Source organism: Pseudomonas sp. Root329, from assembly GCF_001424925.1.
In the GTDB taxonomy this organism is placed as follows: Bacteria; Pseudomonadota; Gammaproteobacteria; order Pseudomonadales; family Pseudomonadaceae; genus Aquipseudomonas; species Aquipseudomonas arabinosi.
The window spans coordinates 1-13567 of record NZ_LMCV01000020.1; the positions used below are offsets into that span (position 1 = coordinate 1).

Sequence of the window (13567 nt, forward strand, 5' to 3'; positions counted from 1 at the left end):
GTGTATCAAGCTGAAGCTGAACGGACTGAGCCCTGTCGAATACAGGACTCAATTCGTTCAGGCCTAGATCGACAATCGTCCAACTTTTTGGGGTCAGTCCACTCTGCGTGGGAACGATCAGCGCCGATCAGCGTGCGAGGACGATGTAGTTCTCACCCACCTTCTTCGCATACCCGTCCAGCACCTGCTGACATAACGAAACAATCTCCTCGACCCACTCCACGCCAACCCGCCACGACACCACCACCTGCAAATTCGGTGGCCGTTGATCGATGGCCAGCAAGGTCAATTCCCCCCGCGCCAGTTCCTCGGCTACCAGCACCGGCGGCAGCGCGCCAATACCAAAACCGTCCCGCAGCAACCGGGTGATTGCCGACACCGAGTTCACGCAGTTCAGGCGTGGCGTCATGATGCCGTTGGCCTGCATCAGGGCGAGAATCTCCTGATGCGGATGGGAGTTTTTCGAATAGGTAATGATCCGTTCCCGCGCCAGGTCGGCAATGCCTGAATACTCGCGGTTATAGATCGAGTTTGTCGCCACAATCCAGCCCATCGGGTGACTGGCCAGTTCAAGGCTGCGCACGCTTTCCTGACGCAACAGGTCGGTTTGCAGGATCAGATCGAGAAAGCCTTTTTGCAGCTGATCGCAGAGGTTGAGCGCGGTATCGGCCACCAACTCGATTTCCACCAGCGGATAGTGATCCATCATTTGCGCCACCAACGGGCTCAACCAGGTATGGATGACCGTGTCCATCACGCCGATGCGAACCCGTCCGACCTTGCTCGAACGGGTTTCGATCGACTGCTTGAGGGATTGCATGGTGTCCATCATTTGCTCGGCGTACTCGAGCACTTTCAAGCCTTCGGGCGTCAGGCTCACACCACGTGAATCGCGCAGGAACAGCTTCACCCCGAGCTCGCCTTCGAGCACGGCAATGCGGCTGGATATCGACGCCTGGGTGGTGAAGAGCTTGTCTGCCGTCAGGCGAAAACTCTTGAGTCGGGCGACCCAGACAAAGGTCTCGAGAAACTTCAGGTTCATGGGGTCAGCTCTTGCGACAAAGTTTTCTTATGTCTAGGGCGGGTTTTTATTAGTTGGACGCAGCAGGGCAAGGAGCCCAAAAATCAGGCCATCCGGTTCCCACGATAGGCGTCGTCGGGGCTCAGAACAATACCAATAAAAATTAGCGCGGAGATTTGCCATGAGTGCGCCCGACACGCTCAACATCCCAAAAGCCACGGTTCGCCCGGGACCTTTCGACTGGTACCGCAACATCAACAAGCAGGAACGCCGCACCTTCTGGAGCTGCAAGATCGGCTATGGCCTGGACGGCATGGACACTCAGATGCTCAGCTTCGTGGTGCCGACCCTGATTGCGATGTGGGGCATCACCACCGGCGAGGCCGGGCTCATTCACACCAGCACCCTGATCGCCTCGGCCATCGGCGGTTGGGTGGCGGGAATTCTCTCCGACCGCATCGGTCGCGTACGCACCTTGCAACTCACCGTGCTGTGGTTCGCCTTTTTCACCTTCCTCTGCGGTTTCGCCCAGAACTACGAGCAACTGTTGATCAGCCGCACGCTGATGGGCTTCGGTTTCGGCGGCGAATGGACCGCCGGCGCGGTGCTGATGGGTGAAGTGATTCGCGCCAAGGACCGCGGCAAGGCGGTGGGCATGGTGCAATCCGGCTGGGCATTGGGTTGGGGACTAACGGCGATTTTGTATGCGCTGCTGTTCTCGGTGCTGCCACCGGAAGACGCCTGGCGCGCACTGTTCATCCTTGGCATCGTGCCGGCGATTTTTGTGATCTTCGTCCGTCGGCTGGTCAAGGACCCGGAAATCTATCGCGAAGCCAAGGCTAAGCAAGAACCCAGCAACCCGGCAAAGTTCTACGAGATCTTCGCTCCCGGCATCCTTTTCACCACGATTCGCGCCTCGGTGCTGACCACCGGTGCCCTGGGCGGTTACTACGCGATCACCTCCTGGTTGCCGACCTTTCTGAAGAACGAACGCGGTTTGAGCGTACTTGGTACGGGCGGTTATCTGGCGATGGTGATCGTCGGTTCCTACGTCGGTTATGTCATCAGCGCGTACTTGACTGACATCCTCGGGCGTAAAAAGAACTTCATTCTGTTCGCGGTCGGCTCGTTCACCATTGTTCTGCTCTACACCCAATTGCCGGTCAGCAATGGCGTGATGCTCTGGCTGGGCTTTCCTCTTGGCTTCTTCGCCTCGGGGATCTTCAGCGGCATGGGCGCGTTTTTGACCGAGCTGTTTCCAACGCGGATTCGCGGTTCGGGTCAGGGCTTTTGCTACAACATCGGCCGGGCGCTGGCGGCGTTGTTCCCACTGTTGATCGGCTTGATGAGCCAGAAGGTGCCATTGAGCGTGGGAATCGGTGCTTTTGCGGCGGTGTCCTACGGGGTGGTGATCCTTGCGGCCCTGAGCCTGCCGGAAACCCGTGGCAAGCAACTCGAAGCCGAGTAACTGATAATCTGCGGGCCTGCCGTTACAAAAACTGTCCCGCAGTTAAAAAGAATAAAGCTGAAAGGAGTGTTCACCGTGAGCCGCCTGCTATTGAACTGCGACATCGGCGAGAGTTTCGGCAACTGGACCATGGGTCTGGACGCCGAGGTCATGCCCTTCATCGATTGCGCCAACATCGCCTGCGGCTTCCATGCCGGCGACCCGAGCATCATGCGCAAGACGGTCAGCCTGGCCCTGAGCAACGGGGTGCAGATCGGCGCACATCCGGCGTATCAGGATCTGGTCGGTTTCGGCCGCCGTTCCATGGCCTACACCGCCCAGGAACTTCAGGACATTGTGCATTACCAGATCGGTGCCCTCGACGGCATTTGCCGGGCTCAGGGCGGGCGGGTGAGTTACGTCAAACCGCACGGCGCGATGTACAACGACATGATGGCCAACCCGGCGCAATTGCGCGCCGTGCTTCAGGCCGTGGCGTCCTATGATCGCCAGTTACCGCTGATGTTGATGGCCACTCGCGACAACAGCGCCGCCCAGCAGTTGGGCGATGAATACGGCGTGACCCTGTGGTTCGAAGCCTTCGCCGATCGCGCTTACGACAGCGCAGGAATGCTGGTCTCGCGGCAACTGCCGGGCGCAGTGCATCACGATCCCGAAACAATCATCGAACAGGCGCTGACCATTGCCCGCGGCGGCAACCTCACGGCCAGCGATGGCAGTGACTTGCACTTGCAAGCCAACACCCTCTGCGTACACGGCGACAATGCCAGTTCGGTAGCCGCCGTACGACGTATTCGCGAAGCACTTGATCAGCAGAGCGCGCCATGAAACTGCGGGTAGAAGTGGTGGCGCTGGATTGCCTGATGGTTCGCCTGTTCGATGAGATCAGCGAGGCCAACATGCCGTGGATGCTCGCCGCCAGTGAAAGTCTGCGTGCTGCGTTCGCCGGGCATCTGATCGATCTGGTGCCGTCCTATACGACGTTGATGGTGCATTACGATCTGACTGCGTTGAGTCCGGCCCAGGCTCGGGAACTGATCGCTGAGGCCTTGATCGATCTGTCGCCCAACGCCTGCACCCGTGGTAAATGTCATGTGTTGCCGGTCTGGTATGACTTGAGCGTTGGCCCGGAGTTGAGCCTGTTGTCCCAGCGCAGCGGATTGGCCGTGGATGAAGTGATCCGTCGCCACAGCGAGCGCGAATATCAGGTGTTCGCCTTGGGTTTTGCGCCGGGTTTCGCCTTCATGGGGCTGGTGGAAGAAGCGCTGGCCGCGCCGCGTCTGAACACTCCGCGTAAAAAAGTGGCTGCGGGAAGCGTCGGCATCGCCGAACGCCAAACCGCCGCTTACCCGGTGGTGTCCCCCGGTGGCTGGAATCTGATCGGCCGCACCCCGGCCAAATTGTTCGATCGTGAACGCGACGGCTACAGCCTGATGCAACCAGGCGACACGGTGCGCTTCGAAGCCGTCAGCCATGCCGAATTCATCAATCTGGGCGGTGATGACACGCCATTGGAGGCGCAGGCATGAGCCGTCTATCAATAGAAGCGAGTACACCGTTGTGCCTGTTGCAGGACGCTGGCCGTTTTGGCATGCGGCATCTGGGCGTGACCCAGGGCGGGGCGGCGGATTGGCGGTCGATGTCGTGGGCTAATTGGTTACTGGGTAATGGCCTGGATGCACCGGTGATTGAAATCACCCTCGGCGGGTTTACTGTCGTTGCCGAAGAGGATTGCGTGCTGGCGTTGGCCGGGGCGGATCTGGGGGCACAGGTGGATGGCGAGGCGTTGGCGCCGTGGCGCAGTTTCAGGCTGAACAAAGGTCAGCAATTGCAATTCACTCAGCCGCTGCTTGGCGCTCGGGCTTATTTGGCGGCTCCGGGCGGATTTGATGCGCCAAAGGTGTTGGGCAGTAGCGCAACCGTGGTCCGTGAGGAACTCGGCGGGCTGGATGGCATGGGCCGGGCGTTGGCCAAAGATGCGCAGTTGAGCTACTCGGGCAGCTCGCTGCTCCTGCTGCGGGAGTTGGCGCGCGAACAGGTGCCGGATTTCAAACTCAACGCGCCGCTGGACCTGGTGCTCGGTGCCCAGATCGGCGAGTTCAGTGGACAGAGTCTGTTTGAAGCGTTCAACAGCGTCTGGACCCTCGACAGCCGTGCCGACCGGATGGGCATCCGCTTGCTGGGAACGGCGTTGCAGTATCAGGGGAAGCCGATGATTTCCGAAGGCATCCCGCTGGGTGCGGTTCAGGTGCCGCCGGACGGGCAGCCGATTGTGCTGCTCAATGATCGGCAGACCATTGGCGGCTATCCGCGATTGGGGGCGTTGACGCCGCTGGCCCTGGCGCGACTGGCGCAGTGCCTGCCGGGGACGCAGGTACGGTTGAAACCGGTGGTGCAGGATGTCGCGCACCGGGAACAAGTCGAATATCTACGCCGGTTTTCAGACCGCTAAAAGCTTCGCGAGCAAGTCGAATCGTCGCACCGCCGCTCCCACACTGGACCTGTGTCGTACACAAAACCAATGTGGGAGCGGGCTTGCTCGCGAAGGGGGCATCACAGACAACAACAATCTTTATTTGGAGAGAAACCGCATCCCTTCTTCCAACCCCCGCAACGTCAACGGGTACATCTGGTCGTTAATCAAGTCCCGCACGATGTTGGTCGACGACGTATAGCCCCAGGTATCTTTCGGATACGGGTTGATCCAGATGACCTTCTTGTACTTCTCCATGAACCGCTGCATCCACACATAACCCGCTTCTTCGTTCCAGTGCTCGACGCTGCCGCCGGCCTGGGTGATTTCGTACGGCGCCATGGCGGCGTCGCCGATGAAGATCACTTTGTAGTCGGCGCCGTATTTGTGCAGCAGGTCCTGGGTCGACGTGCGCTCGGAGGTGCGGCGCATGTTGTTCTTCCACACCGATTCATAAATGAAGTTGTGGAAGTAGAAGTACTCCAAATGTTTGAACTCGGTCTTGCAGGCCGAGAACAGCTCTTCGCAGATTTTCACGTGGGCGTCCATCGAGCCGCCGATGTCGAACAGCAGCAACAATTTCACGGTGTTGCGCCGTTCGGGCCGCATCTGGATGTTCAGCAGCCCGGCATCGCGCGCGGTGTGGTCGATGGTGCCATCGATGTCCAGCTCTTCCGCCGCGCCCTGGCGTGCGAATTTGCGCAGCCGCCGCAGGGCGACCTTGATGTTGCGCGTGCCCAGCTCCACCGAATCGTCGAGGTTCTTGTACTCGCGCTGATCCCAGACCTTGACCGCTTTGCCCTGACGCTTGCCTGCATCGCCGACACGAATGCCTTCCGGGTTGAAGCCGCCGGAGCCAAACGGACTGGTACCGCCTGTGCCGATCCACTTGTTACCGCCGGCATGACGTTCTTTCTGTTCTTCGAGGCGTTTCTTGAACTCCTCGATCAGCTTGTCCAGGCCGCCGAGGGACTGGATCGCCGCCCGCTCTTCGTCGGTCAGCGAACGCTCGAATTCCTTGCGCAACCAGTCTTCCGGGATCAATGCCTGAAGGTGATCGTCGAGTTTTTCCAGGCCGTTGAAGTAGGCACCAAACGCCCGGTCGAATTTGTCGAAATGCTTTTCGTCCTTCACCAGAATCGCCCGGGACAGGTAATAAAACTCGTCCATGTCGGCGAAGGTCACGCGCTGCTTCAGCGCGTTGATCAGGTCCAGCAGCTCCCGTACCGAGACCGGTACTTTGGCTGCGCGCATTTCATTGAACAGGTTAAGCAGCATGGCTATCGCCCTCTATCTTGTTAAACAGAGGGATCAGCGAGTGCCGCGACGGCTCATGAACGCCAGACGTTCAAGCAACTGCACGTCCTGTTCGTTCTTCACCAAAGCGCCGGCCAGCGGCGGAATGGCCTTGGTCGGATCGCGCTCGCGCAGTACCGCTTCGCCGATGTTGTCGGCCATCAGCAGCTTCAGCCAGTCCACCAGTTCGGAGGTCGATGGCTTTTTCTTCAGGCCCGGCACCTTGCGCACGTCGAAGAACACGTCCAGCGCTTCGCTGACCAGGTCCTTCTTGATGTTCGGGTAGTGCACGTCGACGATTCTCTGCATCGTGATGCGATCCGGGAACGCGATGTAGTGGAAGAAGCAGCGGCGCAGGAAGGCGTCCGGCAGCTCTTTCTCGTTGTTGGAGGTAATGATGATGATCGGACGCTTCTTGGCCTTGATGGTCTCGTCGATCTCGTAAACGTAGAACTCCATCTTGTCGAGTTCTTGCAGCAAGTCGTTCGGGAACTCGATGTCGGCCTTGTCGATTTCGTCGATCAGCAGGATCACCCGCTCTTCGGACTCGAAGGCTTCCCAGAGCTTGCCCTTTTTCAGGTAATTGCGAACGTCGTGAACCTTTTCCGTGCCCAGTTGCGAGTCACGCAGACGGCTGACCGCGTCGTACTCGTACAGGCCTTGATGCGCCTTGGTGGTGGACTTGATGTGCCAGGTGATCAATTTGGCGCCGAAGGACTCGGCCAGTTGCTCGGCGAGCATGGTTTTACCGGTGCCCGGCTCGCCCTTGACCAGCAGCGGACGCTCCAGGGTGATGGCGGCGTTGACCGCCAGCTTCAGGTCATCGGTGGCGACGTAAGCCTGGGTGCCTTCGAACTTCATCTGCTAATCCTCGAACGGTAACGCCGACCTGAACGAAGCAGGGCGGGGCGCAATAATTGTAGTACCCGACTATAACGCGGTGCCCGGTCGACTGTGAACGCAGACGGCTTATTCAGTCTCTGAATGGGGCGTCACATCTTGACTCAGTCTCGGCCGCTAGCCAGTATTGAGCTATCGCCATTTTGGCGATAGCTTGCTGGGCATGTCTACTAAATATCGGTTTCGCGATACGTACCGCATTCAGTTGCGCGAGAAGGATCATCCGCCGCCCCATGTCCACCTGACCGGTGGCGGGCTGGACGTCATGCTCAGCCTGGAAACCGTCGAAGTGATGGTGGGCAAGGCGCCGCCGCTGATTATCAAGGAAGCGCTGAAGTGGGTCAGGGCCCATCAGGTGCAATTGCTGGAGGATTGGAAACGATGTTACCCATGAAGCGACCACGGCTGTCGGCCGTGCAGGCGTTGCCGGATCACCGCCTTGTGCTGACCTTTATCGACGGTCAGCAACTGAACCTCGATTTGAGTCGGGACCTGCGCGCCTATCCAGGGTTGCAGCCATTGCTGGAGGCTGGCGCTTTCGACGGTGCAACCCTGGGTGATGAAGGCTGGAGCGTTGAGTGGCCCGAACTGGACATCCAGATCGGCGCCGACACTCTGTATCTGGATGCGCTCGCGCAAAACGCATCGGACGAAAACACCCGGATCTTCATCGACTGGCGCGCTCGTACCGGGCTGCCGCTCAATCAGGCGGCCGAAGCGTTGGGGGTCAGTGCCCGCAGCATTACGCGTTACAGCAGTGGTCGTGAAGCCGTACCGCGATCGCTGGCACTGGCCTGCCTGGGCTGGGACTTCTTGCAGCAGCAATCGAGCCCGGCGCGGGCGGCCGAAGAAACCGGTCGCTATACCGTCACACGCAAGCCTTAACCGGCGTCCGGCTTGGGTCGTTCGTATTGGGCATTGAACGCCTGGATGAAGCCGTTGCGTAAAATCTGCAAAAAAGCCTCGAATGCGCTGATATCTCGCTGATGCACGCTGCCCCTGAGTTGGACGCGAGTGGCAAACTGATTCTTGCCCTGATTTTTCAGCACCGTTTCGGAGCCCCCGACGAGGGCCTCCCAAATAGAACGGAAAATCCCTTTGTCCTTGTTCTCGACATCCTGCTGCCAATTGAACACGTCGACGTCCTTCAGCAGCGGTTTGATGTAACCCGTCAATTGAGCTTTTTTAGCCTCGGCTTCAATGACCACATCACCGTGACCGGCATTGAAGTCGAACTTGCCATAGGCCGAGGCGAAGTCGTTCATGCGTTTGAGTTCGATGTCTTTGGCCCGCAGGCGGAACTCGAAATCTTCAAAGTTGCTAAAAGGGTCGAAGGTGGCGGTGGTTTCCAGTGGGGCGTGCCCGAGCAGCAGCGCCTTGCCTTCGAAGCGAGCGTCGCGTTTGCCTTTGGTGTCGACCACGTTGGTCAGGTTGTAAATGCTGGCGTTGACCTGAGTGGCGTTCATGTTCACGGGGGGCTTGGAGTTGAAGTTGCGGAAACTGATCTTGCCATCGTTGATCTGCACTTCGTTCAAGGTGATGGGGACCAGTTTGCTCAACTGCGCACGCCAGTCGGTGCCCTGACCGGTCTGGGAGTTTTGCTTGTTGGCGCCGCCGTCGACGAAGTTCACCTCGGGTTTGAAGAACTGCACCTCGGCCACGACGGCGTGGTCGTACCAGAGCGAGTGCCAGCTGACGGAAAGGTCGATCAGCGGCGCGTTGACGAAAGGCACCGGGACCTTGCCCTCGACCTTGACGATTTTCAACCCGTTGATTTTGTACGCACCGCGCCACAGGGCCAGGTCCACATCGGTGATCTGGCCACGGTAGTCGCCCATGTTCGCCAGCTTTTCATTCAGGTAGTCGCGCACCATGTAGGGCAGGGCGATGTGCAGGGCAATCAGCAGCACAACGAAGCCGGCGAGGGTCCACAGGGGCCAACTGTATCTGCGTTTCATGATGGCAAATCTCTGGCGTTGTAAAGCCATTGACTGCTGCGGTTGCGGGACGTTCGACTGACTGGACGACCAAGGGCAACAGGCATACCTTGGAGAGCTTATTTAACGCTGTATAAGGACCCAGCCATGAGCCGTATCTACGCTGACAACGCCCATTCCATCGGCAATACGCCGCTGGTGCAGATCAACCGTATCGCCCCGCGCGGCGTGACCATCCTGGCCAAGATCGAAGGGCGTAACCCCGGTTACTCGGTCAAGTGCCGGATCGGTGCAAGCATGATTTGGGACGCCGAAAGCACCGGCAAACTCAAGCCTGGCATGACCATCGTCGAACCGACCTCGGGTAATACCGGTATCGGCCTGGCATTCGTTGCTGCGGCCCGCGGTTACAAGCTGATGCTGACCATGCCGGCGTCCATGAGTATCGAACGACGCAAAGTGCTCAAGGCACTGGGGGCCGAACTGGTACTGACCGAACCGGCCAAGGGCATGAAAGGAGCGATCGAGAAGGCTGCTGAAATTGTCGCCAGCGACCCGGCTGCCTACTTCATGCCGTCGCAGTTTGAGAACCCGGCCAACCCCGCCATCCACGAAAAAACGACCGGTCCGGAAATCTGGAACGACACCGACGGTGCAGTCGACGTACTGGTGGCAGGCGTCGGAACGGGTGGAACCATTACCGGGGTTTCGCGGTATATCAAGAATACTCAGGGCAAACCGATTATTTCGGTGGCGGTGGAGCCAGTAGTGTCGCCAGTCATCACCCAGGCAATGGCTGGTGAAGAAATCAAGCCGAGCCCTCACAAGATCCAGGGTATTGGTGCCGGTTTTGTGCCAAAGAATCTTGATCTGTCGATGGTCGATCGGGTTGAGTTGGTCAGCGATGAAGAATCCAAGGCCATGGCCTTGCGCCTGATGCAGGAAGAAGGGATTTTGAGCGGCATTTCCTGCGGCGCCGCCATGGCGGTGGCCGTCCGCCTGGCGGAAACCCCGGAAATGCAGGGCAAGACCATTGTGGTGATCCTGCCGGACTCCGGTGAACGCTACCTGTCGAGCATGCTGTTCAGTGATCTGTTTACCGAGCAGGAGAATCAACAATAGACGTTGCGATTTTTTGATCCAGTGGGAGGGGGGTGATTCAGGTCAGCCCCCGTTCAGGAACCTTATGTTAAGAAGTGCTTTATTGCGTAATCCTTAACACTGAATGTTGGGATACACGGGTGTTTCCCGAGGCCGGTAGTGTTTATCATGGCCTGCTGCCACGTTGGGTAAATGGCGTTGTGCAGAGTTGTCTACTATCAAGGAGTTGTTGATGACCTTTTCCCTTGCCGCGAAAGCGTCGCTGTTGCTGCTGTTCCTCGGCAGCACTCTCTATGTGCATTTGCGCGGCAAGGCACGATTGCCGGTCCTGCGTCAGTTCGTCAACCATTCAGCTTTGTTCGCGCCCTATAACGCCTTGATGTACCTGTTCTCCGGTGTGCCGTCCAAACCCTATCTGGACCGCAGCAAGTTCCCGGAACTGGACGTGCTCAAGGACAACTGGGAAGTCATTCGCGACGAAGCGATGCACCTGTTCGACGAGGGTTACATTCGCGCCGCTGAAAAGAACAACGATGCCGGTTTCGGTTCGTTCTTCAAGAAAGGCTGGAAGCGTTTCTACCTCAAGTGGTACGACAAACCGCTTCCCTCAGCTGAAGCCTTGTGCCCGAAAACCGTGGCCTTGGTCAGCAGCATTCCCAACGTCAAAGGCGCCATGTTCGCGTTGCTGCCAGGCGGCAGCCACCTCAACCCGCATCGCGATCCGTTCGCCGGTTCCCTGCGTTATCACCTGGGGTTGTCGACGCCGAACTCCGACGATTGCCGGATCTTCGTCGACGGTCAGGTCTACGCCTGGCGTGATGGCGAAGACGTGATGTTCGACGAAACCTACGTGCATTGGGTCAAAAATGAAACCGACAAGACTCGGGTCATCCTGTTCTGCGACATCGAACGACCGCTGAGCAACCGCTTGATGACCCGCATCAACCGCTGGATCAGTGGCTTTTTGGGTCGCGCCACTGCACCGCAGAATCTTGATGATGAACGGGTTGGCGGGATCAATCAGGTCTATGCCTGGAGCAAGAACTCCAGTGACAAGTTCAGCGGTGTGGTCAAGCGGTGGAAGCGTCGTAATCCCAAGGCCTACCGTGTGCTGCGACCGGTGTTGGCGGTGGTGGTGCTGACATTGTTGGGGTATTGGTTGTTTGGTTGAGGCCGGTTCACATAAGAAAAAAACCGCTCTTTAAGAGCGGTTTTTTTTGAGTTGGAGAAAGCTAGGGACGTCCCGCGAGCAGGTCTGGTTCGTCGATGTGGGTACCCGTCAAGGCTACTTTGAGAAAGCGAAGCTGATTGTTGGAAAGCTTTGTCGGCATGGGTTTTGTTTCTGCCTTGGGCGATTCACCTTGGGCGGAAGACTTTTTAACGCGAGCTCGCATATTGCCTCCAGCGTTGATCTTAAATTGAACAGTTCTCACGATACTAGTCGCTCCCTATGGCCATCACAAGACGGTCTTCATTGTCGAACTCGAAACCGAGTTTTTGATAAATAGGGACCGCACCTTCTGCCGGTTCCTGAATTTCTATCAGCATACTGCCGATTATTCGTGCGTAATGTTCGACGGCGATCAACGCCAGTGGGGCTATACGGTTTTTGAGGAGACGAGGCCTGCCTGGTTTGCCTTCCAACCGGACAATCCTGATTCGAAGTCGGCTGTTGTTGGGATTGGCAAAGCACAGCCCACATAATTCGAGGCCAAACCAGATAGCCAGATCCAGTGCAATGGGCTCTTTCGCCTTCCAGGTAATGACCTCGTCCCATGAAAAGTGTGGTTCATCCCAGAGGCTGAAAGCAGTCAAAGCATCTGCATTGATCGCTTCGAATCGCACGCTCGCTAATACATTGTTTCGGGTGCTATTTGGCTCTAGCTCGTTGGTCGGCTGAGCTATAGAGAAATTGGCCAGTTGTCGAGCCCTTGACCTATACAACTGATACCGAAGATACGTCCGTTCCCTTGGCATTCGATCTCTTGCATTCCATGTCTCCCAAAGCGGGCGATTTCATTTCATCCAGAGTAAGCAGCGCTTCTTTTGCTATCTTTAGTGGCCCTTTGTCCAAGTCATTGCAATCCATGTCAGTCGCTGGTTATAGTCGGCGCTCGGTGGTTTTCTACCCACCGTCCAATCCATCAAAAAAGATCAGCCCATGCCAGCTTCCCTCATCAACGCGGTAGTCGATTCAGCGGTCAACGCTGGCGTCGTGCCGTGCGGGAATCAGCAGCCTGCGCAGATCAGTCATTACCCCCCACCTGTCAGTAGCACGCCGGTGTGCGCAGTCGTATCACCGCCAGGCGTTGGCTTCTCGGGCTGATCAGCTTCTTTTTGCTGTTTCCATGCCCGTCTGAAAAGTGCCCGCTTGAAAAAAACTACTGAATTTCAGCTTCGGCTGAGTTGGCTTTTAGCCTGACTACAGGTGGTATTCATGTTTGTCCTTTCGAAACAATCCGCGCTCGCGGCGGCGTCCACGAGCCTGTTCGTTCTGCTGTGGAGCAGCGGGGCGATCTTCTCCAAATGGGGCCTGGCCCACGCGTCACCCTTTGCCTTTCTGCTGTTTCGCTTCGCTATCGCAATCTGCGGATTGGTGCTGCTGGTGCCGTTGCTCAAGCTGAAGCTGCCCAAGGGCGGCAAGCCGATGGTGTATGCGATGGCCACGGGTGTGGTGTTGCTGGGGGCTTATCAGATTTTCTATCTGCTGGCCCTGGACCTGAAAGTCACTCCGGGCGTCATGGCAACGATCATGGGCGTGCAGCCGATTCTCACGGTGGTGATCATGGAGCGTCAGCGATCAGCCAGCAGAATGTTTGGTCTGACGCTGGGTTTGGCCGGGTTGATCATGGTGGTCTATCAGGGCATTGGTCTGGCCGGTATGTCATTGGCCGGTATGCTCTTCGGATTGCTGGCACTGGCGAGCATGACGTTCGGCTCGATCATGCAGAAGCGCATCACCGACAATCCACTCGGCACGCTGCCAGTGCAGTACCTGGCCGGGCTGTTGCTCTGCGGAGTCTTCGTGCCGTTCCAACCCTTTCATTTCGAACACAGCACCGGTTTTATCGTACCGGTGTTATGGATGGGATTGGTGGTGTCGGTGCTGGCGACCTTGCTGCTGTATCGGCTGATTGCACGGGGCAATCTGGTGAATGTCACCAGTCTGTTTTACCTGGTGCCGGCGGTGACGGCGGTGATGGACTACCTGATTTTCGGCAACCGGCTGGCGGCGTTGAGCATGCTCGGCATGTTGCTGATCATCATCGGTCTGGTGTTCGTATTCCGTAAAAACGCTTGAAACAAAACAAGGCCTGGGGCATGAGTTCCAGGCCTTTTTTATTTGGCTAGTGCTTGCTCGGCAGCACCAC

General features: G+C 57.8%; 14 protein-coding genes. 9 read left to right on the plus strand and 5 right to left on the minus strand.

From position 1 onward, the window contains the following. Positions 1 to 127: 127 nt before the first annotated feature. On the minus strand, positions 128 to 1042 hold the full coding sequence (locus tag ASC74_RS16950) for a LysR family transcriptional regulator (RefSeq protein WP_056742610.1): 915 nt from the start codon (positions 1040 to 1042) through the stop codon (positions 128 to 130). A gap of 160 nt (positions 1043 to 1202) precedes the next feature. Here ASC74_RS16950 and ASC74_RS16955 point away from each other — a divergent pair, with 160 nt between their 5' ends. The 4 genes from ASC74_RS16955 to ASC74_RS16970 all read left to right on the plus strand — a co-directional run bounded on the left by ASC74_RS16955 (position 1203) and on the right by ASC74_RS16970 (position 4941). Next, the gene (locus ASC74_RS16955; protein ID WP_056742617.1) at positions 1203 to 2489 is read left to right on the plus strand and encodes an MFS transporter; all 1287 of its coding nucleotides are present in this window, start codon (positions 1203 to 1205) and stop codon (positions 2487 to 2489) included. A 75-nt stretch (positions 2490 to 2564) separates the two neighbouring features. Next, the gene (locus ASC74_RS16960) at positions 2565 to 3317 is read left to right on the plus strand and encodes a 5-oxoprolinase subunit PxpA (protein ID WP_056742618.1); all 753 of its coding nucleotides are present in this window, start codon (positions 2565 to 2567) and stop codon (positions 3315 to 3317) included. Continuing rightward, entirely contained in the window at positions 3314 to 4018 is a 705-nt protein-coding gene (locus tag ASC74_RS16965; protein ID WP_056742619.1) for a 5-oxoprolinase subunit B family protein, read from the plus strand. The genes ASC74_RS16960 and ASC74_RS16965 overlap by 4 nt, the downstream gene beginning before the upstream one ends. After that, positions 4015 to 4941: a biotin-dependent carboxyltransferase family protein gene (locus ASC74_RS16970; RefSeq protein ID WP_056742620.1), complete on the plus strand. Its 927-nt coding sequence runs from the start codon at positions 4015 to 4017 to the stop codon at positions 4939 to 4941. Before ASC74_RS16965 ends, ASC74_RS16970 begins: the two co-directional genes overlap by 4 nt. 120 nt (positions 4942 to 5061) lie before the next feature. On the opposite strand, the gene ASC74_RS16975 is transcribed toward ASC74_RS16970, so the two are convergent. Both ASC74_RS16975 and ASC74_RS16980 read right to left on the minus strand, forming a co-directional pair. Then, a complete protein-coding gene (locus tag ASC74_RS16975) occupies positions 5062 to 6240 on the minus strand; it encodes a vWA domain-containing protein (protein WP_046046088.1) in 1179 nt (392 codons plus the stop codon). A 33-nt stretch (positions 6241 to 6273) separates the two neighbouring features. Continuing rightward, on the minus strand, positions 6274 to 7119 hold the full coding sequence (locus ASC74_RS16980; protein WP_008067574.1) for an AAA family ATPase: 846 nt from the start codon (positions 7117 to 7119) through the stop codon (positions 6274 to 6276). A 202-nt stretch (positions 7120 to 7321) separates the two neighbouring features. Between ASC74_RS16980 and ASC74_RS16985 the strand changes: the two genes are divergently transcribed. Beyond that, entirely contained in the window at positions 7322 to 7552 is a 231-nt protein-coding gene (locus ASC74_RS16985; protein WP_056742622.1) for a DUF4160 domain-containing protein, read from the plus strand. Next, positions 7540 to 8043 carry a DUF2442 domain-containing protein gene (locus ASC74_RS16990; RefSeq protein WP_056742623.1) on the plus strand — a complete coding sequence of 168 codons (504 nt, stop codon included), beginning with the start codon at positions 7540 to 7542 and terminating at the stop codon, positions 8041 to 8043. Before ASC74_RS16985 ends, ASC74_RS16990 begins: the two co-directional genes overlap by 13 nt. On the opposite strand, the gene ASC74_RS16995 is transcribed toward ASC74_RS16990, so the two are convergent. Continuing rightward, on the minus strand, positions 8040 to 9146 hold the full coding sequence (locus ASC74_RS16995) for a DUF748 domain-containing protein (RefSeq protein ID WP_442965793.1): 1107 nt from the start codon (positions 9144 to 9146) through the stop codon (positions 8040 to 8042). The genes ASC74_RS16990 and ASC74_RS16995 overlap by 4 nt on opposite strands. 96 nt (positions 9147 to 9242) lie before the next feature. Between ASC74_RS16995 and cysK the strand changes: the two genes are divergently transcribed. After that, on the plus strand, positions 9243 to 10217 hold the full coding sequence (gene cysK / locus ASC74_RS17000) for a cysteine synthase A (RefSeq protein ID WP_056742628.1): 975 nt from the start codon (positions 9243 to 9245) through the stop codon (positions 10215 to 10217). A 211-nt stretch (positions 10218 to 10428) separates the two neighbouring features. Further along, positions 10429 to 11367 carry an aspartyl/asparaginyl beta-hydroxylase domain-containing protein gene (locus ASC74_RS17005; protein WP_056742630.1) on the plus strand — a complete coding sequence of 313 codons (939 nt, stop codon included), beginning with the start codon at positions 10429 to 10431 and terminating at the stop codon, positions 11365 to 11367. 266 nt (positions 11368 to 11633) lie between these two features. Here the strand turns inward: ASC74_RS17005 and ASC74_RS17010 are convergent, their stop codons facing one another. Then, the gene (locus tag ASC74_RS17010; protein WP_330219784.1) at positions 11634 to 12041 is read right to left on the minus strand and encodes a hypothetical protein; all 408 of its coding nucleotides are present in this window, start codon (positions 12039 to 12041) and stop codon (positions 11634 to 11636) included. A gap of 592 nt (positions 12042 to 12633) precedes the next feature. On the opposite strand from ASC74_RS17010, the gene ASC74_RS17015 reads away from it, so the two are divergent. Continuing rightward, positions 12634 to 13497, plus strand: coding sequence for a DMT family transporter (locus tag ASC74_RS17015; protein WP_056742634.1), 864 nt, complete (start codon positions 12634 to 12636; stop codon positions 13495 to 13497). Positions 13498 to 13567: the final 70 nt, after the last annotated feature.

Excerpts from the sequence above, each read along its gene's own strand:
- ASC74_RS16970 (WP_056742620.1), top strand. The coding sequence starts at position 4,015 with ATGAGCCGTCTATCAATAGAAGCGAGTACACCGTTGTGCCTGTTGCAG.
- ASC74_RS16995 (WP_442965793.1), bottom strand. The coding sequence starts at position 9,146 with ATGGCTTTACAACGCCAGAGATTTGCCATCATGAAACGCAGATACAGT.
- ASC74_RS16950 (WP_056742610.1), bottom strand. The coding sequence starts at position 1,042 with ATGAACCTGAAGTTTCTCGAGACCTTTGTCTGGGTCGCCCGACTCAAG.
- ASC74_RS16975 (WP_046046088.1), bottom strand. The coding sequence starts at position 6,240 with ATGCTGCTTAACCTGTTCAATGAAATGCGCGCAGCCAAAGTACCGGTC.
- ASC74_RS16990 (WP_056742623.1), top strand. The coding sequence starts at position 7,540 with ATGTTACCCATGAAGCGACCACGGCTGTCGGCCGTGCAGGCGTTGCCG.
- ASC74_RS16955 (WP_056742617.1), top strand. The coding sequence starts at position 1,203 with ATGAGTGCGCCCGACACGCTCAACATCCCAAAAGCCACGGTTCGCCCG.
- ASC74_RS16985 (WP_056742622.1), top strand. The coding sequence starts at position 7,322 with ATGTCTACTAAATATCGGTTTCGCGATACGTACCGCATTCAGTTGCGC.
- ASC74_RS16980 (WP_008067574.1), bottom strand. The coding sequence starts at position 7,119 with ATGAAGTTCGAAGGCACCCAGGCTTACGTCGCCACCGATGACCTGAAG.
- ASC74_RS16965 (WP_056742619.1), top strand. The coding sequence starts at position 3,314 with ATGAAACTGCGGGTAGAAGTGGTGGCGCTGGATTGCCTGATGGTTCGC.
- cysK (WP_056742628.1), top strand. The coding sequence starts at position 9,243 with ATGAGCCGTATCTACGCTGACAACGCCCATTCCATCGGCAATACGCCG.
- ASC74_RS17005 (WP_056742630.1), top strand. The coding sequence starts at position 10,429 with ATGACCTTTTCCCTTGCCGCGAAAGCGTCGCTGTTGCTGCTGTTCCTC.
- ASC74_RS17015 (WP_056742634.1), top strand. The coding sequence starts at position 12,634 with ATGTTTGTCCTTTCGAAACAATCCGCGCTCGCGGCGGCGTCCACGAGC.